Raw genomic sequence first — 20,359 nt, 5'->3', positions numbered from 1 at the left:
CAGCCTGCAAGATAAAAACTGGCTGCTTATCTCTGCTATAAATCAGCTTTCAGCCCGAGAAACTTCGCATACCGCCGTGCCGCTACAGCTACCGCCTGCTGTACAGACTTACCGGCAGCATCGAAATAAGTAGTAGTTATGTCAACATTTTTTGTGTCCATCGTTCTTTTCCAGATACCATCTACCCGCCCGCCCACTACGATCGTGGAACTGAATTGACCATTGGCTGTCATGGCCAGCTTTTTGGCATGTTTATCTTCCACGACTACACTGCGGTCGGTATAGCCCAGTAAATATTCATCAAATCCCGGCAACAGGTGAACAGTAACTTTCTTCTTCAAAGCCGGCCTATCCGACGACATCAGGTAAGTGATGCCTTCCACCTCCACCCTTTCCAGTTTGTCCTGCATGGGTTCAATGCCTTTACGTGCTTCTGCCAGGGTAAGTCCTGCCCACCACATAAAATCCTTCACCGTAGCAGGGCCGTGACTGGTAAAATAACGTAGCGCCAGCTCGGCCAACGGGTCAGCCGGCTCAAATCTTTTATCTTTTGGTATCCAGTCTTCCAGTAATACATGGGTAAACTGTTTCCCCCGCCGGGGACCCATACAGATCAACTGTTCCTGTGAGGCATGCAACAACAAATGCCCTATCCCGTAATTGGATGCCTTGATACCGTTTTTGCTCAGTATGCCAGTCAGTTCTTCCCGTGTCAACGCCTGGCCATCCTGCAATGCTTTCACCAGCACTTTATTGCTTTTCTTCACTTTGGCCGCATCCAGTGATTCCTGCTTCAGGTAGGGTGCATACTTCTGCTGGATTTTGGGCGACACCAGGCGCAACATCCAATGCACATCTGCCGGCGCCATCCAGTGCCAGGTGCCCCGCAGTCCCCAGGTGCGTATAATTTTCCTGTCTGCAATCGCCTGTTCAATGTCCTCATCTGTAGAACCGGGCAGGCGCAGGCCAATACTCCATTTAGCGCCCAGGTAATCCTGCGCCTGCATGGAGCCCATCCAATGCACCAGCTCTCCAGGCTGTTTAAGTGAAGGTTGCGAAAGCTGCTGATTGTACAACCGGTATTGAACAATGGCTGCTGTGGTCATCGTATTTGGGTTATTTACTGAAAAAATTCACTGCCAGGAAACTGTTACGCACAGCGGGTTGGCGTTTTCCTTCCCGTCTTTCCATCTTCTCCCCAGGGAGCCCTTTGGACCCGGCAAAGGCCTTCACCCGCAGCACATAAAACATATAATCCGTCATCGGCGCATCCTTTAGTCCTACCTGGTGGCCAATTGTTACCACCTGCCCCCGATGGTAAGTACTATGGTTCAGGCAGTGCTGGATAATTTCAAACCGGGGCCGGCAAATCTCGCCCACGAACAACACATTACAATAGCAATCCTCCTGTAATTCTTCCTCCGTCAGCGACTGTACATAATCATTAAAAGCACCCGCATGCTCCACCAGGCTGTCCAGCACGGCTTCCAGGCTGCCATCCGGCTCCTGCCGTATGCCTGCCGGCGCCTGCTGCAGGTGGCCCAGCCATCCCTGTTCTACTTCCAGGATATGCTGCAGTGTGGCCTTGATACCCGGGAAGCTGGAAGCGGCTGCCGTTTCCAGTAATGTGTCTGGTTTGGACTGAAGCCAGCCGGTAAGCCGGGTAATGGCCCACAGGTTGTAAGCGGCCATATCTTGTAATTGAGTGAGCAGGCTGGTCTGATTAATGGTAGTGTAAAACATAGGTTTGCTATTATGATACAAAGCAACAACCACCTGGTGACAGCAGTATGTCAGTAGCAAAACCGGTCTTTAAAAATTATTTTCCCAGCCTGTTTTTCAATCAGTTAGACTTAGCCGACCAACAGCCCGCGGTAGCAACCCCCCAACGCTGAACCCCAAACCCGGAATCCACGTCCCAACAGTTCATTCGCCTAAAATCTCAATTCATACACAAATTTTCGGTGCTGCGGCCCGGGTAATTTTTCTTTGCATGGGTTAACCCCGCCTTCCGGCAATAAAATCCATGGTGTATTGATAAAGGTCCGTGATAAATGGTTCCGCATTCTCATTGTTGTGCTTCCTTTCTTATTGGTCATTTATGCCAATAAGATATATCTGCGTGCCGATACGGCAAAGATCCTGCGCACCCTTATATCTCTGGCCTGCATCCTGTTGATTACAGAAGGTAACCGTTTTATCATCTATCGCAGTCGCGCACAAACCTGGCTTAAGCCTCCTTTCCGCATCTGGGCAGTCATTGTTGCCGGCCTGGCATACTCCACCGTGGTCCTGGCGCTCAGTACTTTCATCCAGGTTAATTTCCTGTCGGACCAAGTAGATGTTACTGTACATATAAAATCGGGGGTAACGATCAACAATAATCAGATTGCAGTTGGTTTATGGGGCTACGCTTTCTTCAATGCTTTCTTTGCCTTCTTTTTTCTGCTGGTAGGTTTTGAAACGCTTTACCATTACGCCAAACTACGGTACACAGAAAAAGAAAATGAACAACTGGAAAAAGACAAGCTCAGGGCTGAGCTGAACCAATTAAAAGGTATTGTCAATCCACACTTCCTCTTCAATAACCTCAATTCACTTTCCTCGCTCATTGGCGAAAACCCCGTGCGGGCAGAAGCTTTTCTCGATGAGCTTACCAAGGTATTCCGTTACCTGCTCAGGAACAACCAGACCGAACTGACCATCCTCGGGCAGGAGCTTCAGTTCATACAATCTTATTATCACCTGTTGCAAACCCGTTATGGCAACGGTATCGACCTGAAAATTCAGGTAGATAAAAAATATGAAGAATGGCTGCTACCTCCGCTTACCCTCCAGTTGCTGGTGGAGAATGCGGTAAAGCACAACCGGCTTCAAAAAGAACATCCGTTAAATATTGAAATAATAGCTGCTACCGGAAACACACTCATTGTACGCAATACTATTTTCAAAAGGGAGGGCCTGGTAGAATCCACCGGCTTCGGACTGCAAAACATCAATGCGCGCTACAAGATGCTTAACCTGCCGGGCGTAAGCATTGAAAAAGATCACTGGCATTTCACCGTTACTATACCGCTCATAGAACCCCGGGCCGATGGCCAGCAGGTAACAGAGCCCGGATTGATGCCCGTCTCTTCCTAGTATTTCCTTGTTTTTTCCTGCACTTCTACTCTAAGCGCTGTTTTTTGCGGGTTAAACAGTAGAATTAATTGGAGCAATAAAAATTAATCATCTGTCTATAAGGGTTTTACCTTAATCGTAGATCTACGAAGTATTGCGATAGTCTGAATGTGTTACTACTTTTAGACCAGATCGTAAAACAACAATTACACCCTTACTATGAAATCCTTTACCCAAACCGCCAAAAACGTATGTATATATACGGTACTTCTCCTCAGTGTTTTCCGCTCTTATAGTCAACCAGTCGCAGACTATGTATTTGTAAGTCCTACCCTCGTTTCGGGAACCGACCTGACGGTGGGCGCCGTTTACCGGTTTTCCCTCGTAAAGCCTGGTGTAGATGCCCTGGTAACCATAACCGGTGCTGCGAATGCCACACTTACTATACTGGACCAAACAGGGACAGGCTATAACAATGCCTTTCAGCCCAATGTAAGGGTAAATTCTATGACAACAGGGTATATTGATTTCAGAATTGATTTTGTAGTAACAGGAACTTCAACGCTTTCCACGCAAACGGAGGTGCCCATAACAGCCCTTGATATTGATGGATATAACAGTGCTCCCAATCAGCGATTAAACGAATTTGAAGAATTTGATCTTGGCCCCGGGGCCTTTGCAGAATTTGATTTTACCGGTAGTGATATCAACGTTGCTTTTATATCCGCTACGACCATTCGGGCAACCAATGTGGCCGGTGTTGAGTATGGATCTATCAACCTTTCTCCCAACGTACGGTTTACTGCTGTCAATGGATCCATCACTACTATATTCGTTCGTAGCGGTGCCATTAATAATGACGTGTTTAATAATGTTAACCGTCAACGCAGCTTTTATTTTGCCCGGTTTAGTTATCCCAATTCAGGCATACTGGCTGCAGCAGGCCTCAAATCCTTTACTGGCAGCATGGCGCAACAACAGGCAACCTTGCATTGGGAGCTGGAAAAAGGACATGCGATCAAAAAACTGGAGATTGAACGGATGGAAGGAAAAGGATCATTCAATTCCATTGCCACGATTGAACAGCCTGTTGCAGACCATTCATCTTTTACCGATTATGAAGTGCCTGCAGGAACTCACTATTACCGTCTTAAGCTGCAGGATGCCAGTGGTGCAGTTCATTATAGCAAAATAATCATGTTGGAAGCCCTGTTGCCGGCGCAAAATAACAGGCGCCTGTTGCCAACTGTCTGCACCCATAAAACTACCCTGCAATGGTACGCCTTACAAAGATCGCCGGCGCACCTACAGGTGGTTGACTATAGCGGCCGGGTGGTCCTGACCAGGCAAGTAACTGTTAATAAGGGAGCCAATTTTATTGAAATACCGCTTGCGCAGCAATGGCCTGCTGGTAACTATGCGGTATACCTACTAACAGGCCAGGAAAGGTGGGCCGGAAAGCTGATAAAAGTTGACCGTTAAAAAACATTACTTTCGCCCCTTAATTCAACCCGCATGGCTACCACAAAGATTACAGTTAACAGCAATGGCTCCCTTAAAGTAGAAGGAGATTTCGAGATCGTTGACAAGAATGGCAATAAATATGACCTTGGCGGACGGGAAGTCATTTCCTTCTGCCGTTGTGGCCGATCTCAGAACAAACCTTTCTGTGATGGCGCCCATAAAGGACATTTTGAGCATGAAGCCATCGCCTTCAGCCTGCCGCCTAAAAAGCAATAACAGCAGTTGCGGCCCGGGAAAAGCTCACTGCACTGCTCTGAGCTGTAAATTGCACCATGACCCGGGCAGAAAAAATAAGCTATAAGCACCTGCTTAAACAGGCAGGACTGGCCATTATTGAGCAACGCATGGCCGCCGCCAGGCAGCAGATAGAAGAGGCGCAACAGGCGGCCAACCAGGAAGAGAAAAGTTCTGCCGGCGACAAATATGAAACGGCCCGCGCCATGGGTCATCTGCAGAAGGATATGCACGCCCGCCAGTTGGCCGAACAGGCGAAAGAGCTGGCAGCACTCCATGCCATAAACGTAGATGTCCTGTATGAAGAAGCCATTGCCGGCGCCCTTATAGAATGTGGAAAAATGACCTTCTTCCTGGCGGCCGGCCTCGGCAAACAAATCATTGACAACAAAACCATCTTCTTCCTGTCGCCACAAGCCCCGCTGGCGCAACAACTGCAACACAAAAAAGCAGGGGACCATTTTGTTTTTAATGCAGTAGGTACTATTATTGTTGACTTGTATTGAGCGCTTGCCCCAACCCAATCAATTATTTTATTATGTTACTGGCAATAAGGATCATTACCATCATTGTTTCTGTCGCATGTGCTGCCGTGGGCATTCTTTTCATTGTGCTTGGCTTGCTGGAAGCGCCTGCTGACCGGGACGCTGTATGGATAGGGGCTATCATTGCCCTTTTCTATTTCGCCAACCTGTACCTGCTCTACCGCGGTTACAAGAAAAAGCATGGCCCTGTTCACTGGACGGCCCTGATATTAAGTATCCTGCCACCTTTGGTGATCTACATTCTGACCTTGCTGGCGATTAATATAGGTGATGTAAATATGTGATCAGCGTTTCTTAAACGATACATTCCTGGCCCTTGATACAGAGATCTTAAATTCCACCACGTCCCTTTTCGGGTCGCGGATAAAATAAAGCGGGCCGAAAGGGGAATCAAATCCATCTTTGTAGGTAGGATTCAGGATGAATACGGTAGTTGGTTTTTGTTTCAACAATAACTTTCCGGCATTCAGTTCAATCTGATAAGTAGCTTCAGCCTCGCTGGAATAATATTCTCCCACATAACTTTTCAAGACCTTATCATTGATGACTGCTGAGTCCACCTGGTCATAATACAGGCTGTCCAGTCCCGCCGTCACAAGCAACTTACTGGCATTATTTAACTCCAGGCGATTATTACCCAGCATAAAAACTTTATCTGAAATAGCTGTCAGGTTAGCCGTGGGATACAGGCTGCTTAGTTTACCTTCTTTCACATACAGTTTCAAACCAGCGCCTGTGCGCGGGTTACGGTACCAGCCGACATAGGCTGTCAGCTTTTCGGCCGCTACGGGAACGGCTATATGTCTGCGTACTACCGTACTGCGGTCGCGCAGGAAGAGCTTGCGGACAGCGTTGCTCAGGTTTAAAGTGTCACTGTCGAAAGCCGAGGTATTGCTGAGCCAGGCGATGGACAAACCTGCTTCGGGAAAATATTCGAGGTAGGCCCGGTAACCCGCTGTAGCGCCGGTATGGGAAATGGCCTGCCAGCGATTGATAGAGTCTGTTTCCAGTCCCGCCGCATAACTATTAGGCCGGCCATTATTGAGCGGGCGGGTAGCGGTTTGCGCCGGCAGGAGGGATGGATTGCCAAACATTCCGCCCAGGTAAAAATGATTCCAGGCCAGCAGGTCTTCTGCGGTAGTGAGTAATCCGCCGTTACCGTAGGCGCTTTCATTGGGCATATTGGTGATATACTGCTGCCCGTTCTTTGAGTAGGCGATGGCCCTGTTGGGTAATACTTTTCTATAGTTGGACCTCCATTCCGTATGCTTCATACCGGCCGGTTCGAAAATATACCGCTGGGTGAATGCTGCGAGCGACAGGCCGCTTACCCGCTGTACAATGATGGCCTGCAGGTTGTAGTTGGAATTGCTGTAAATATATTCGTCACCAGGCGCATTGTTCAGTGTTGGCTGTAATGTCATTACATACAAAGCGTATTCATTGGTATAGTTCCGTGTACCCCTCGGCCAGCCGGCTATGTCCATTACGCTGCCCCAATCCTTCAGGCCGCTGGTATGCTGCATGGCATGGCGCAGGGTGATCACTTTGCCATAATCGGGCAGTTCAGGAACATACTTGCGTACGTCATCATTCAGCGAGAGTTTGCCCTGCTGTTCCAGCAACAGGATGGCAGCGGCCGTAAACTGTTTGGATACCGAACCTGCTTCTGTGGGAGAAGTGGTGGTCAGCGGTACATTGTGCTCCAGGTCGGCCATGCCCCAGGCTTTTGAGAAGATCACCTGCCCGTTCCGGCTGATGGCCAGTTCTGCGCCGGGCGTAGTATTTGTATAACGACTGAACAGCTTCTCAATAGCCGCCACCGTATCAGGCCAGCTTTGTGCAGCAGCGACAAAACAATTACCAATCATTAAAAGAAGCAGCGGGAGCTTTTTCATATCGAAGGGGTTAAAGAAGAAAAATAACAAAAAGAAATGTATCGGGATCATATTTAACACATGGCTCTTTTTTTGAACCCATTGGCTATTTAATCGTATATTATTACATGCACATCCTTTGGAAATATCTGCGTCCCCAGCGCTGGCTCGTCCTGTTCGCCTTATTACTGGCTGCTGTTGCCCAGGTATTATCATTAATTGATCCCGTCATCTTCGGTAAGATCATAGATGATTATGCTTCGCAGATCAACCTGCGGCCGCGGGAGGAGCTCATAAAAGGCGTTCTCTGGTGGCTGGGGGTGGCCATTGCCGTAGCGATGCTGGCCAGGGTGGCCAGGGCCTTCCAGGAATATACCACCCGGCTGGCCGTGCAGCAATTCGGGATGCAGATCTTCAATGACGGTCTCCGGCAAACCCTGCGCTTATCTTTCAATGAATTTGAAGAGCAGCGCAGCGGCGAAACCATGGCCATCCTGCAGAAGGTGCGTACCGATACCGAAAAGTTCATCAATGCCTTTATCAACATCTTATTCTCCTCCCTCGTAGGTATGGGCTTCCTGATCTGGTATGCGATCACCAAACACTGGGCCCTCATTCCTGTTTTTATCGTGGGGGTATTGGTACTGGGGTCGCTCACCGGGCTGCTGAGCCGTAAAATAAAAACCCTGCAGCGCTCCATCAACCGCGAAACCAACCGCATGGCCGACATCATCACCGAATCCCTGCGCAATATCGAGCTGGTACGCAGCCTCGGGCTCACCTTTCCCGAGATCAGGCGGCTGAGGGAATACACTTTTCGCATCTTTCAACTGGAGATGGAAAAAACAAAGAAAGTGCGCACCCTCAGCTTTCTGCAGGGTACCGTACTCAACGTGCTCAAACAATCCATCTTATTCATCCTGCTCTGGCTCATCTTCGGCCATGTGCTCAGCACCGGCGAGCTCATCAGTATGCAGTTCATCTCCAATGCTATCTTTGGCCCCTTGCAGGACGTGGGCAGTATCATTCTCAACTACCGCGAAGCGGAAGCTTCCCTGCAAACTTTTGACGCCCTGATGAACAAACCTATTGAACAGCGGCCTCCTGAACCTGTGGCCTTGAATGAGCTCAACGACCTGCGCTTTGATAACGTCGTATTCCGGCACAATACAGCCTCCCAGAATGCCATGGATGGCATTTCCTTTTCCGTGCAAACGGGCGACACCATCGCTTTTGTGGGGCCTTCAGGATCCGGGAAATCTACCCTGGTAAAATTGTTGGTGGGATTGTATAAGCCACAGGAAGGAATGATCAGCTTCAATGATATTCCGGCTTCTCTTATTCGTTATAATGAGCTGCGGCGGCAGATCGGGTTTGTAACGCAGGACACACAACTCTTTGCAGGCACCATCCGGGAAAACCTGCTGTTTGTACAGCCCAACGCCACTGATGCAGATATGCTGGAAGCCATGAAAAAGGCTTCTGCCACTAACCTGGTAACGCGAACAGGAAAAGGACTGGACACGATCCTGGGAGAAGGCGGGCTCAAACTGTCTGGTGGTGAAAAGCAACGCCTGTCCATAGCCCGCGCCCTATTGCGTCATCCGCGCCTGCTCATCTTCGATGAAGCTACTTCTGCCCTCGATTCACTCACAGAAGAAGCCATCACTGAAACCATCCGGGCCATCTCTTCAGAACGGCAGCAGATAACCATCCTCATTGCGCATCGCCTCAGCACCATTATGCATGCCGACACGATTTATGTATTGGAAAAAGGCCGTATTACCGAATCTGGTACACACGACGAGCTGCTCACCCGCAAAGGACTCTACTATGCCATGTGGCGCCAGCAGATCGGCGAAAGACGTATGGAAATTCCCGGTTAGGGTGGGTCACCCTGTGTAATGCTTTGTGTGTAGCAGGGTGGCTCACCCTCGCAGCTATTTCGCCACTTCAATCTTCACCTTCTTATTCTTGATCTTTTCTGTTTTGATCTGTTGCAGCGTATGACTTGCTTTGGATTTACGGATGGCCACAAAAGAGAAAAAGTCCTTCACCTCGATCAACCCTACATCTTCCTTCTTTAACTGGCCCTTGTTGGTGAGGAAACCCAAAATATCCACTTTATTTACTTTGTCCTTCTTGCCCGCTGCAATAAACAAAGTAGTCCATACCGGTTTCTGTGGTAATTCCGCGGTAGCCGGCAGATCAATGGCAGCCGGTTCGGGTGTAATATATTCCGGTACTCTTTCATGTGGCGCCAGGATCAGGATAGCGGTACCGCTCTTGTCCATCCGGGCAGTGCGCCCGTTCCGGTGCACATAAGACTCTTCAGTGTTGGGAAGCTGGTAGTGTATGATATAGCGGATATTGGGAATATCCAGTCCGCGGGCGGCGAGGTCGGTAGTCACCAGTACATTGGCGCTGCCATTGCGAAACTTACACAGGGCACTGTCGCGCTCCTGCTGCTCCATGGCGCCATGATAAAACACATTCACAATGCCTTTATCTTTCAGGTAAGCGCTGAGGTCATTTACAAACTCGCGTTGGTTACAGAATACGATCGTGGAGCGGTTGCCCAGTGCGCAGATCAGCCGGAATAAGGTGTCGGATTTGTCTTTATCATCACTCCGTACCTGCTGAACAGCCAGACCCGGCGACTTTTCACCGGTCAGAAAATTAAGCTGTACAGGGTCTTTCAGGTTCAGGAAAGCTGGTATTTCCACGGCTTCGGTAGCAGAAGTCAATATTCTTTTCTTCAGGGCCGGGAGGGCGCCTACAATAAATGACATCTCTTCTTCAAACCCTTCTTCCAGCGACTTATCAAATTCATCCAGTACCAGGGTCTCAATATGGCCGGTGGTAATATTTCCGCGACGGATATGATCGGCCAGCCTGCCCGGCGTGCCCACAATAAGTGCAGGGGCCTGCATCAGGTTGTTTTCCTCTGTTTCCCGGAGATGGCCACCATAGCAGCAGGTGATCTTGAAACCGGTACCCATTCTTTTGAATACCTGTTCAATCTGTAAAGCCAGTTCCCGCGAGGGTGCAATGATCAATGCCTGCGTAACAGTAGTGTTCTTATTCAGTAATTGCAGTATGGGAAGCAGGAAAGCCAGTGTTTTACCGGAGCCGGTATCAGACAGCAGGATCACAGCATCGGAAGTCTTATTGGCTTCCAGCGATGCCTCCTGCATCTCATTCAATGCCTCGATCTGTAAATTGGTAAGCGACTGTTCAATAGAAAAGGATGTCTGCATCCGGCAAAAGTACGTCAATTCTTCGCCATAGCCCTTCGCCATGGTTTGTGGACATGGTTTGTGTCCTCACAAACCATCTTACTTCAGCATCCGGTGAAACTTCTCCAGTTCCGTGATCTCCGGCGGGGTAAGCGGCTCATTATTATGGTACTTTACCTGGAAGAACAGGACCCGTTTGTGTTGCGGGTATTTGGCAAGGATAGCGTCAATCATTTTACCAACCTGCTCATCTTTACTGTAGAGTGGCTTGGGTGGCGGCGGGGCCGATTTATACCTGGTAGGCTTTTTCAGGATAACGGCTTCCAGCGTAGCCAGTTTGCCATCGGGAATAGAAGGCACTTTCTGCGCTTTCTGGTACAACCCTTCCAGTTGCTTTTTACTCAGTCCGCCCCGCTCCTCATATTGATGGGCCAGGCTTTTAATAAAAGTAGAGTCAGGTCTGGCGGCCAGCATAGCTTCCAGTACATCCCTGATAACATCTACATCCACTTTCTTTTTTTGGATCATACTTTATAGGCCGAAAGTAAGAAAAAAGCAGTAGCCGGGATTAAAACAACCAACAACCCGCCAGCAGGGCCAGGCCCATGCCGAAGATGCCGCCAATGGCAGAGGCTACAGCATCCATGAAATCATATATCCCCATGCCAGTAACAAGGGAGAAGAGTTCAAACCCATAACTGATAATAATCACGAGGCCCAGCACGATCACTACCGATAAGGCAATATCGCCGGGCATCAGCCACCAGCCCAGCCCCTGGAGTACGGCGCCCATCAGGATGCCTGCATAAAAATGTCGTTTCTTGTCGGGGGCTATATTGTTGAACAATGATAATTGAGTTTAGGATTATACCGGGCAAAGCAGGAGTAAAGATCGTTGCTGCTTATCTGTAAGGTAAGTTAAAAAAATCCTATAAATCCCGGTTCAGACATCAATTTCCTCAAACATACCTGTCTGTTTATTCTTCCGCACATTATCCCAGTTAAAATAACGGCCATTCATGGCTACATATACGCCGGGAGGCAGGGATTGCGCAAAAGCCATGGCGCTGCCCAGGTTAAACAGCCCGTCCGAGCTACCGAATTTAATGGGGATCATGGCGCCGGTAAGAACGATCGTTTTATTCTTAATGCTTTGCGCCAGCACCTTGGCGGTTATTGCCATCGTATCTGTACCATGGGTAATAATAATCTTGTCTTCCTCGCACTGGATACACTGATGAACGATCAGCTCACGGTCCTGCGCAGTCATGTCCAGGCTATCAATCATCATCAGGGTCCTGATCACCACCGGCACCCTGTTGCGACCCATTTCGAGCAGGTCATGCATCTGTGTATCTTTAAAGTATAGCTGACCGTTCAATTCGTTATACTCCTTATCAAAAGTACCGCCGGTAATAAAAATGCGAATGGGCTTCGTAAGCATAATCAGGCATTTAAACGGGTGAAATTAAAACAATAAAAGTTGGACAAGGGCAGATTTAGAAAATCTCAAGGCTCTCTCCGGATTGCTTGTTGATCATTTAAGGGTAAGGCAAATATGTTGAATGTTTGCAAGCTGCAAATCTTGAAATACAGGCTTTCTTTTTATAGCTTAGCGTCAGCAAAAATCAACAGTATGAAAAACCGCTGGCGCCACCAGGTGGCAGGTATTATCCTTTTTTTACTAACCCTGGCAGCAACCGCCCAGGACACTACACGTTCCAGACAAGACAATTTCCGGGGCCGCTCCGATACAGCCAGACAGGCATCCGATACCACCCGCAGAAGAGGCGGCGGCATGGCTTCCCTCTTTGCCGACTCGGCCAAGCTCACCTCCAGTGACTACCAGCTCCAGATCGAAAAAGCCTATGTCATACTGGATAACATTGACAACAAAAGCGACCTTGGCCTTGCTGTTCAGAATATACAAGACAAACAGGCCGACAACGATTCGGTCCTGATGGTGCTAAAAGACAATGTACTCAACAACAGCAGCGCCCTTAATCTCCGCAACCTGCAGGTATTCAGGAGTCTGCTCCTGAATATGCAGCGGGAACAGAAAGACAACCGCGAAATACTCGATAGTACAGAAAACAGGTTATCGTCCCTGCGCAGTTCCATAAAAGCATTAATAGGCGATACGGTATTAAGACAGGTAATGCGCGATTCTGTCCTGCGCCTGGAGTTTAGCGCGCAGTTAAAAGACATGCGGGGTAACTGGCGAAGCAGTACCCGCCACCTGCGGGAAAGTCTGGCTGCTATCAATCTCCTGCAAACGAAAAACTCGTCGCATGCTATCACTACGGCACAACTGCTTGAAAAAATAAATACCCTGCTCAATACCTCTGCCGCCCGCATTTTTGGCAAGGAATACAATTACTTCTGGGAAAAAGACACCACCCACCTGACTGAAAAGGCCAGGTCTTCCTTTGCCAGGGCCTACCAGGGAGAGCGGAAAGCCCTGCGGTATTATTTTAAAGACAGCAGCAATAAACGTTTATTTCTCCTGCTCATAGGTTTCCTGTTCTTTGCCTGGATCTACCGCAACATACGCATCCTGAAAAGCCGGGAAGGTATGCCGTTCGTAAAAGGGCTGGGATTTGAATACCTTCCCTCGGGTTATATAGTGGCCGCCTTTGTGATGATGCTCTCTATTGCACCACTCTTCGATCTGCATGCTCCTTCGGCCTACATTGAGTCCATGCACTTCCTCCTGCTGATTATCCTCACCATCATCTGCTGGAAAAAGTGGCCGCGCAACTTATTCTGGTATTGGGTAGCCATGGTCATTCTGTACATCTGTTTTTCTTTCATGCACCATGTGGTGGATCCCGGTTTCTGGCAACGTTGCTGGCTCATCCTGCTAAACGTACTCTCCGTTATATTCGGTCTGCTCTTCCTTTCCAAAATGAAAGAGCACCTTCACCTCAAAGGGTTTTTGCGGTTCGTGATCATTCTGCACAATGTGATGAATGTGCTGTCCATTCTCTGCAACCTATGGGGCCGCTTTTCACTGGCGCAGATACTGGGCAATGCAGCTATCTTTTCTTTTACACAGGCCATTGGTCTGGCAGTATTCAGCAAAATAGTCATGGAAGCCATCCTCCTGCAGATCGTGACCAGCCGGATCAAGCGGGGTGTGCAAACCCCGTTCGAATACCAGCATGTGCTCAATGGGTTCCGCCGCCCGCTATTGTTCCTGGTGGTGGTTTTATGGCTCATCGTTTTTACCACCAACCTCAATATTTATACCTCAGTACTGAACGGGCTTATAGACTTCCTCACCTCGCCCCGTCACATCGGCAATGCCTTCTTTACCATTGGCGGCGTACTGCTCTTCTTCATGATCATCTGGATAGCGCACCTGCTGCAGAAATATGTAGGTTATTTCTTTGGGGATACGGGTACCGATGACGAAGTCCACAACAAAGGGCAACGTTCCAGGCTGCTCATCGCCAGGCTCATCCTGCTTTGCCTCGGTTATCTCCTGGCGGTAGCTGCCTCGGGTGTGCCGGTAGATAAGATTACCATTGTGCTGGGCGCCCTCGGCGTAGGTATCGGTCTCGGGTTACAGAATATCGTCAACAACTTCGTATCCGGTATCATCCTCATCTTCGACAGGCCGCTGCAAATAGGCGATTCCGTGGAAGTGGGCGATAAGGCGGGCCGGGTGCGGGAAATAGGCCTGCGCTCCAGTACCCTGCTTACACAGGATGGGGCAGAAGTCATCATTCCCAATGGAGACATCCTGTCGCAACAGATCGTCAACTGGACCCATACCAATAACCAGATACGCCTGGAGATGGACCTTTCTATAAACGGCAGCCGCGATATGGAAGTCGTATCTTCTGCTATCAAAAAGGCCATTCTTTCTTCGCGCTTCATCTTTGAAAGCCGTGAACCACAGGTGCTTTTTACCAAAGTGAATGAAGATGGTTTTGATCTCAAAGCATTCTTCTGGTGTGCCGACGTATTTAAATCGGCAGAAGCAAAGAGCGATGTACTCATACTGCTGCATGAGCAACTGAATGCTGCTAAGCTGCAGGTCAATTAAATCAAACCCTGGCACAACAGCCGGGAATAAATTAACAATACACAAAAGCGGTTACATCTTCACCAGGGTGTAACCGCTTTTGCGGTTATTAAGTTATCCAGGTTGTAGTTGTTTTTCTACACCTGCGTCAAAGTAGTTGTGTTTTGCTGCTTCCCGCCCAAAAAGTCTTGCCAATCATGGTCCAGACAGGAAAAAAATCGTAGCTTTTCTATCTGTGCTGTATTCATTCATCCTTCTGATTGCTAACCGATGGAACCAATTGTGATCATTATACTTGTGGCGATAGTTATTGGCTATTTTATTTTCTACAGGCCAGCCTTTATTGTAAAACCTGCGAAAAAGAGAGCGGAGCTCATTGCAAAATTTGAAGCCGTTACCAACCTCAACGGGCAGCTTATAGCCGATCTGCACCAGTATGCCCGCAAAAATGACCTGCTTGATAAGCCTTTCATGGGAGAGGAAACTTTCCGGAAGAAGATCACCGAACTGGAAGCTGCCCGCGATCAGTTATTCAGCGAAGAAAATTATACAGGCTTGCGGGCCCTCAATCCCAAGAACCTCGACCTGGAGCTCATGAGCAAAACCCTCGATGACCAGGTTATTTATCACCAGCGTATCCAAAATGCTCTCAGTCAGTACATGACCACCACCACTGCCGTTTAATAAAAAGGGCTGACCCGGATTGGATCAGCCCTAAAGCGTTAAAATACAATATGAATGCCGGGGAGTTTTTAGTGTGCTTCCAGCCAGTTTTCTCCGCCTCCGATCTCTGCTTCTACCGGTACCTCATTGGGTAAAGGCAGGGCATTGCGCATACATTCTATGATGATCGGCTTGATGGTCTCTACCTCATCGCGGGTAGCATCAAAGATCAACTCGTCATGTACCTGCAGGATCATTTTCGACTTAAACTGATGTTTCTTAAAGGTTTCGTGAATTTTGGTCATCGCCAGCTTGATCATGTCTGCGGCAGTACCCTGGATGGGAGAGTTAATGGCGTTGCGCTCTGCAAATCCCCGTACGGTGAAATTGGAAGAGTTAATATCCCGCAGCCAGCGCTTGCGGCCTACCAACGTTTGCACATAGCCATTTTCACGGGCAAAATTGATCGTATCATCCATGTACTTCTGGATATTGGCAAATTGCTTCTTGTAATTATCAATGATCTCCTTGGCTTCTGTACGGCTGATGCCCAGGTTATCGGCCAGCCCGAAAGCACCTTGTCCGTAGATAATGCCGAAGTTCACGCTCTTGGCCTTATAACGCATCTCTTTCGTCACATCCTTTTCATCAATACCATATACTTTGGCGGCTGTAGCTGTGTGAATGTCCTTGGCATGCTTAAAGGCATCGCACATGGCCGGGTCGCCGCTGATAGCGGCTACAATACGCAGCTCTATCTGTGAGTAGTCTGCCGATAACAGGATATGATCACTGTCCCTTGGAATAAAAGCTTTCCGTATCTCTTTGCCCCTTTCTGTTCTTACAGGAATATTCTGCAGGTTGGGGTTATTGCTGGAAAGGCGTCCGGTAACGGCTACCGCCTGGGCATAGGAAGTATGTACCCGTCCCGTTTTCCGGTTGATCATCAGGGGAAGCGCATCTACATAGGTAGATTTCAGCTTGGTGAGCTCCCGGAAGGCGAGGATATCTTCCACAATCTTATTTTGATTGGCCAGTTTTAACAACACATCTTCGCCGGTGGCGTACTGGCCGGTCTTTGTTTTCTTCGCTTTGGGATCAAGCTGCAGTTTTTCAAACAATACCTCACCGAGTTGTTTGGGAGAGGCCAGGTTGAACTTTACACCTGCCTGCTGGTATACATTTTCTTCGGCCTGCTTCGCGTCCTTATCCAGTTGAAGGGAATACTCCTTTAAAAAGTCCACATCAATCTTTACGCCTTCAAACTCCATATCTGTGAGCACTTTCACCAGTGGATTTTCCACCTCATTAAAAACACGCTCTACCTCCTTTTTCTTCAGTAGTGGCGCAAAGATCTGCTTCAGTTGCAGGGTAATATCGGCATCTTCTGCTGCATAGTCGGTGATCTTTTCCAGCGCCACATCGCGCATATTGCCCTGGTTCTTTCCTTTCTTGCCGATCAGCTCATCAATATGCACCGGTTCATAGCCTAAATACTGGGCACTCATTACATCCATGCTGCGTTTGCCGTCCGGCTCAATCACATAATGCGCCAGCATGGTATCGAAGATATTTCCTTTCAATTCATAGCCATACCACTTCAGCACCAGCATATCATACTTCAGGTTCTGGCCTACCCAGGTAATATCTTTTTTATTGAACAGCTTCTCGAATTGTTTCAGGATCGTTTTGGTGGCTTCCTGGTCGGCTGGTGTGGGTACATAATACGCTTCGCCGGGTGTATAGGAAAAGCTCATGCCCACCATCTCTACATCATTGGCGTCAATGCCGGTCGTTTCAGTATCAAAACATACTTCGGGTTGCTCCATTAGTTCCTTCACCAGTGTTTTGATCGCGTCATCCCCTACAATCGAAATGTATTTGTGTGGTGTATTATGAATGGTCTTTCCAGCCACCATCGCTTCACTGCTTTCCACTCTTTCTTCATCTGCCACTCCTGCTTCCTCTCCCTCTGGTTTCTGGCTCCTGACCTCAGACTTCTTGCCTTTTGCCTCCACTACATTTCCAAACAGGTCTGTTTGCACACCTTCCGGTGCGGGGGCCTTACCGGCCACTACAGCAATCTCTTCACCCAATACCCGTTTGGCTACCGTCTTAAACTCCAGGTCAGTAAACACTTCGCGCAGCAGGTCCCTGTTCATTTCTTTAATGCGGAAATCTTCTGCATGGAAAGCTACCGGCACATCCGTAATAATCGTGGCCAGCTTTTTGGAAAGGATGGCCGCATTTTTGCCATTACGTACTTTCTCGCCGAGGGCGCCCTTGATCTTATCAGCGTTGGCCAACACGTTTTCAAGCGTGCCATATTCTGCCAGCAGTTTGGCCGCTGTTTTTTCACCTACCCCTGCAATGCCCGGAATATTATCCACGGCATCACCCATCAGTCCGAGTATATCAATTACCTGGTGCACTTCTTTGATGTTCCATTTTTCACATACCTCTTTCGCGCCTAATATCTCCGCATCGCCACCCTGATAACCGGGTTTATAGATCTTGATGTTTCCATCTACCAGTTGACCGTAATCTTTATCAGGTGTAACCATGTATACTTCAAAACCCTCTTTAGCGGCCTGCTTGCTCAGGGTGCCGATCACATCATCTGCTTCATAGCCGTCTAATTCTACAATGGGGATGTTGAAACCGCGTATAATGCGCTTGATATCGGGGATTGAGGCGGTGAGGTCTTCCGGTGCTTCCTGGCGGTTGGCCTTATAATCGGCAAATTCCGTATGCCGTTCTGTAGGAGCATGGGTATCAAAAGCTACCGCCATGTGGGAAGGCTTTTGATTGTTAATGAGGTCGAGCAACGTATTGGTAAAACCGAATTGTGCATTCGTGTTCTTTCCTTTGGAAGTAATACGTGGATTGCGTATCAGTGCATAATAAGCACGGAATACCAGTGCATAAGCGTCGAGAAGAAATACTTTTTGACTCATGCTGCTAAGTTAACAACAATGGCCACATCTGTGCCTGAAAAATTGTTGCTTTCTGCGGGTGTTTTGCGACAAAAAACAGGCTTATTTCGCGCTCTTTAACTCTTCCAGTTTCTTTTGCATGCCAAACATTTCATCCCTTAGCCGGGCTGCTTCCATGAAGTCGAGATCGCGGGCAGCCTTCTCCATCTCCTTCTTTGTTTTGCCGATGGCCTTCTCCAGTTGGGGGATGGTTTGATAAACAGCTTGCTCTTCGGCGGCCGCATGGATCACCAGGTCTTCGTCCGGCGCCACCGCATAGGGGTTTTTCGGATCATACCCTTTAATGTCCAGTACGGATGTTTGGGCAAACACCTGTTCTTTGGATTTTATAACGGTGCGTGGTGTGATATTATGTTCTATGTTGAAGGCGACCTGCTTTTCGCGGCGGCGTGTGGTTTCATCAATCGTGCGCTGCATGCTTTCCGTCATTGTATCGGCATAAAAAATAACCAGCCCATCTACGTTACGCGCGGCGCGGCCTGCCGTTTGGGTGAGCGATTTTTCATTGCGCAGGAAACCTTCTTTGTCTGCATCGAGGATGGCCACCAATGATACTTCCGGAAGGTCCAGGCCTTCCCGCAGGAGGTTTACCCCTACCAATACATCTATCTCTCCCAGCCGTAACTGACGCAGGATCTCTACCCGTTCCAGGGTGTCCACCTCACTGTGAATGTATTTCGATTTAATATTGATCCTGTGCAGGTACTTGTCCATCTCTTCGGCCATCCGCTTGGTCAGGGTGGTGACCAGAACGCGGTCGCCTTTCGTTACACGTTTGTCAATTTCATCCAGCAGATCATCTATCTGGTTTACGCTGGGCCTTACTTCAATAGGAGGGTCTAATAAGCCGGTAGGTCGAACCACCTGTTCTACTACGATACCGCCGCTCTTGTCCAGTTCATAATCACCCGGCGTAGCGGATACATAAATCGTCTGGTCCACCAGCCGTTCAAACTCATGGAAATTCAGGGGGCGGTTATCCAACGCAGAAGGAAGGCGGAACCCGAAATCCACCAGTATCAGCTTACGGCTCCTGTCGCCGCCATACATACCGCTGATCTGTGGGATCGTCTGGTGGCTCTCATCAATCACACAGAGGAAATCCTTGGGGAAATAATCAAGCAGGCAGAAGGGCCTGGTGCCCGGCATACGCCGGTCGAAGAAGCGGGAGTAGTTTTCCACCCCGTTACAGTAGCCCAGCTCGCGGATCATTTCCACATCATAGTTCACCCGTTCGCTCAGGCGCTGCGCTTCAATGTATTTACCATTCTGTTTAAAATAGTCCACCTGGGCGCCGCATTCATCCTGTATCTCGTGCAGGATCTCCTGGATCATGTCTTTGGGGGCCAGGTACAGGTTGGCCGGGAAGATGGCGGCATTATCCACCGTACCGATCCGTTTACCGCTGGATATTTCCAGTGTTTCAATGCTTTCAATCTCGTCTCCAAAGAAAGTTACGCGGTAGCCCCAATCCATATAAGGCAGGTTAATATCTACCGTATCGCCTTTTACCCGGAAAGTGCCACGGGTAAAATCGGTCTGACTTCTCATGTACAGGGCGTTCACCAGGCCGTGCAGGAATCCCTGCCGGGACATCACCTGTCCCTGGTGTATACGGATGATACCATTTTCAAACTCGGCCGGGTTACCAATACCATAAATGCAGCTTACACTGGCCACTACAATAATATCGCGACGGCCGCTCAGTAATTCTGTAGTGGCATGCAGGCGCAGCTTGTCCAGCTCCTCATTAATGCTCAGGTCTTTTTCAATATAAGTATCACTCACCGGCAAGTAGGCTTCCGGCTGGTAGTAATCGTAATAGCTCACAAAATAACCTACGGCATTTTCCGGGAAGAACTGCTTGAACTCACCATAGAGCTGGGCCACCAGTGTTTTGTTGTGGGTGAGTACCAGTGTGGGTCGCTGTACCTGCTGGATTACATTGGCAATGGTAAATGTTTTACCGCTACCCGTCACCCCCAATAAAGTCTGGTGCTTTTCGTCGTTCAATAGGCCTTCCGTCAGTTGCCGGATGGCTTCCGGCTGATCTCCGGCCGGAGGAAAAGGTGCATGTAATTTAAACGGCATATATTGTTATTCTATAACAATTATCGTGCGTATATGT

The 20,359-nt window shown here is 48.7% G+C and carries 17 protein-coding genes; 8 read left to right on the top strand and 9 right to left on the bottom strand.

Annotation, left to right across the window (positions count from 1 at the left end; translation table 11 throughout):
• Positions 1-35: 35 nt before the first annotated feature.
• Both HB364_RS05250 and HB364_RS05245 read right to left on the bottom strand, forming a co-directional pair.
• The gene (locus tag HB364_RS05250; RefSeq protein ID WP_167286822.1) at positions 36-1,106 is read right to left on the bottom strand and encodes a winged helix DNA-binding domain-containing protein; all 1,071 of its coding nucleotides are present in this window, start codon (positions 1,104-1,106) and stop codon (positions 36-38) included.
• Between the two features lie 10 nt (positions 1,107-1,116).
• Complete coding sequence (locus HB364_RS05245) at positions 1,117-1,743, bottom strand: DinB family protein (RefSeq protein WP_167286821.1); 627 nt, start codon at positions 1,741-1,743, stop codon at positions 1,117-1,119.
• Between the two features lie 291 nt (positions 1,744-2,034).
• Here HB364_RS05245 and HB364_RS05240 point away from each other — a divergent pair, with 291 nt between their 5' ends.
• The 5 genes from HB364_RS05240 to HB364_RS05220 all read left to right on the top strand — a co-directional run bounded on the left by HB364_RS05240 (position 2,035) and on the right by HB364_RS05220 (position 5,707).
• Positions 2,035-3,141 carry a sensor histidine kinase gene (locus HB364_RS05240; RefSeq protein WP_167286820.1) on the top strand — a complete coding sequence of 369 codons (1,107 nt, stop codon included), beginning with the start codon at positions 2,035-2,037 and terminating at the stop codon, positions 3,139-3,141.
• A gap of 198 nt (positions 3,142-3,339) precedes the next feature.
• Positions 3,340-4,602: a hypothetical protein gene (locus HB364_RS05235; protein ID WP_167286819.1), complete on the top strand. Its 1,263-nt coding sequence runs from the start codon at positions 3,340-3,342 to the stop codon at positions 4,600-4,602.
• A 33-nt stretch (positions 4,603-4,635) separates the two neighbouring features.
• The gene (locus tag HB364_RS05230) at positions 4,636-4,860 is read left to right on the top strand and encodes a CDGSH iron-sulfur domain-containing protein (RefSeq protein WP_167286818.1); all 225 of its coding nucleotides are present in this window, start codon (positions 4,636-4,638) and stop codon (positions 4,858-4,860) included.
• 56 nt (positions 4,861-4,916) lie between these two features.
• Complete coding sequence (locus HB364_RS05225; RefSeq protein ID WP_167286817.1) at positions 4,917-5,384, top strand: hypothetical protein; 468 nt, start codon at positions 4,917-4,919, stop codon at positions 5,382-5,384.
• A 32-nt stretch (positions 5,385-5,416) separates the two neighbouring features.
• Positions 5,417-5,707: a hypothetical protein gene (locus HB364_RS05220; RefSeq protein ID WP_167286816.1), complete on the top strand. Its 291-nt coding sequence runs from the start codon at positions 5,417-5,419 to the stop codon at positions 5,705-5,707.
• Here HB364_RS05220 and HB364_RS05215 read toward each other — a convergent pair whose 3' ends face one another.
• Positions 5,708-7,321, bottom strand: coding sequence for a serine hydrolase domain-containing protein (locus HB364_RS05215; RefSeq protein ID WP_167286815.1), 1,614 nt, complete (start codon positions 7,319-7,321; stop codon positions 5,708-5,710).
• Positions 7,322-7,428: 107 nt separating this feature from the next.
• Here HB364_RS05215 and HB364_RS05210 point away from each other — a divergent pair, with 107 nt between their 5' ends.
• Entirely contained in the window at positions 7,429-9,186 is a 1,758-nt protein-coding gene (locus tag HB364_RS05210) for an ABC transporter ATP-binding protein (protein ID WP_167286814.1), read from the top strand.
• 54 nt (positions 9,187-9,240) lie between these two features.
• Here HB364_RS05210 and HB364_RS05205 read toward each other — a convergent pair whose 3' ends face one another.
• The 4 genes from HB364_RS05205 to HB364_RS05190 form a co-directional block, all read right to left on the bottom strand.
• A complete protein-coding gene (locus tag HB364_RS05205; protein ID WP_246228322.1) occupies positions 9,241-10,602 on the bottom strand; it encodes a DEAD/DEAH box helicase in 1,362 nt (453 codons plus the stop codon).
• A 36-nt stretch (positions 10,603-10,638) separates the two neighbouring features.
• Entirely contained in the window at positions 10,639-11,067 is a 429-nt protein-coding gene (locus HB364_RS05200; RefSeq protein ID WP_208419857.1) for a hypothetical protein, read from the bottom strand.
• 40 nt (positions 11,068-11,107) lie between these two features.
• On the bottom strand, positions 11,108-11,386 hold the full coding sequence (locus HB364_RS05195) for a hypothetical protein (RefSeq protein WP_167286813.1): 279 nt from the start codon (positions 11,384-11,386) through the stop codon (positions 11,108-11,110).
• 96 nt (positions 11,387-11,482) lie between these two features.
• Positions 11,483-11,983 (bottom strand): asparaginase domain-containing protein, encoded by a 501-nt coding sequence (locus tag HB364_RS05190; RefSeq protein WP_208419856.1) that lies wholly within the window; start codon positions 11,981-11,983, stop codon positions 11,483-11,485.
• Positions 11,984-12,175: 192 nt separating this feature from the next.
• On the opposite strand from HB364_RS05190, the gene HB364_RS05185 reads away from it, so the two are divergent.
• Both HB364_RS05185 and HB364_RS05180 read left to right on the top strand, forming a co-directional pair.
• A complete protein-coding gene (locus tag HB364_RS05185) occupies positions 12,176-14,593 on the top strand; it encodes a mechanosensitive ion channel family protein (protein ID WP_167286812.1) in 2,418 nt (805 codons plus the stop codon).
• 261 nt (positions 14,594-14,854) lie between these two features.
• A complete protein-coding gene (locus tag HB364_RS05180; RefSeq protein WP_167286811.1) occupies positions 14,855-15,256 on the top strand; it encodes a hypothetical protein in 402 nt (133 codons plus the stop codon).
• A gap of 68 nt (positions 15,257-15,324) precedes the next feature.
• Here HB364_RS05180 and polA read toward each other — a convergent pair whose 3' ends face one another.
• Together polA and uvrB are read right to left on the bottom strand one after the other, a co-directional pair.
• Positions 15,325-18,192: a DNA polymerase I gene (gene polA / locus HB364_RS05175; RefSeq protein ID WP_167286810.1), complete on the bottom strand. Its 2,868-nt coding sequence runs from the start codon at positions 18,190-18,192 to the stop codon at positions 15,325-15,327.
• 81 nt (positions 18,193-18,273) lie between these two features.
• Positions 18,274-20,322, bottom strand: coding sequence for an excinuclease ABC subunit UvrB (gene uvrB, locus HB364_RS05170; protein ID WP_167286809.1), 2,049 nt, complete (start codon positions 20,320-20,322; stop codon positions 18,274-18,276).
• Positions 20,323-20,359 lie beyond the last annotated feature (37 nt).

The sequence above is a fragment of the Paraflavitalea devenefica genome, assembly GCF_011759375.1.
GTDB lineage: Bacteria > Bacteroidota > Bacteroidia > Chitinophagales > Chitinophagaceae > Paraflavitalea > Paraflavitalea devenefica.
This window is presented reverse-complemented; position numbering and strand designations above follow the sequence as displayed.

What these genes read in the sequence shown, in the direction of transcription:
- HB364_RS05250 (WP_167286822.1), bottom strand. Translation starts at nt 1,106, where the DNA reads ATGACCACAGCAGCCATTGTTCAATACCGGTTGTACAATCAGCAGCTT.
- HB364_RS05245 (WP_167286821.1), bottom strand. Translation starts at nt 1,743, where the DNA reads ATGTTTTACACTACCATTAATCAGACCAGCCTGCTCACTCAATTACAA.
- HB364_RS05235 (WP_167286819.1), top strand. Translation starts at nt 3,340, where the DNA reads ATGAAATCCTTTACCCAAACCGCCAAAAACGTATGTATATATACGGTA.
- HB364_RS05230 (WP_167286818.1), top strand. Translation starts at nt 4,636, where the DNA reads ATGGCTACCACAAAGATTACAGTTAACAGCAATGGCTCCCTTAAAGTA.
- HB364_RS05225 (WP_167286817.1), top strand. Translation starts at nt 4,917, where the DNA reads ATGACCCGGGCAGAAAAAATAAGCTATAAGCACCTGCTTAAACAGGCA.
- HB364_RS05220 (WP_167286816.1), top strand. Translation starts at nt 5,417, where the DNA reads ATGTTACTGGCAATAAGGATCATTACCATCATTGTTTCTGTCGCATGT.
- HB364_RS05215 (WP_167286815.1), bottom strand. Translation starts at nt 7,321, where the DNA reads ATGAAAAAGCTCCCGCTGCTTCTTTTAATGATTGGTAATTGTTTTGTC.
- HB364_RS05210 (WP_167286814.1), top strand. Translation starts at nt 7,429, where the DNA reads ATGCACATCCTTTGGAAATATCTGCGTCCCCAGCGCTGGCTCGTCCTG.
- HB364_RS05205 (WP_246228322.1), bottom strand. Translation starts at nt 10,602, where the DNA reads ATGGCGAAGGGCTATGGCGAAGAATTGACGTACTTTTGCCGGATGCAG.
- HB364_RS05200 (WP_208419857.1), bottom strand. Translation starts at nt 11,067, where the DNA reads ATGATCCAAAAAAAGAAAGTGGATGTAGATGTTATCAGGGATGTACTG.
- HB364_RS05190 (WP_208419856.1), bottom strand. Translation starts at nt 11,983, where the DNA reads ATGCTTACGAAGCCCATTCGCATTTTTATTACCGGCGGTACTTTTGAT.
- HB364_RS05185 (WP_167286812.1), top strand. Translation starts at nt 12,176, where the DNA reads ATGAAAAACCGCTGGCGCCACCAGGTGGCAGGTATTATCCTTTTTTTA.
- polA (WP_167286810.1), bottom strand. Translation starts at nt 18,192, where the DNA reads ATGAGTCAAAAAGTATTTCTTCTCGACGCTTATGCACTGGTATTCCGT.
- uvrB (WP_167286809.1), bottom strand. Translation starts at nt 20,322, where the DNA reads ATGCCGTTTAAATTACATGCACCTTTTCCTCCGGCCGGAGATCAGCCG.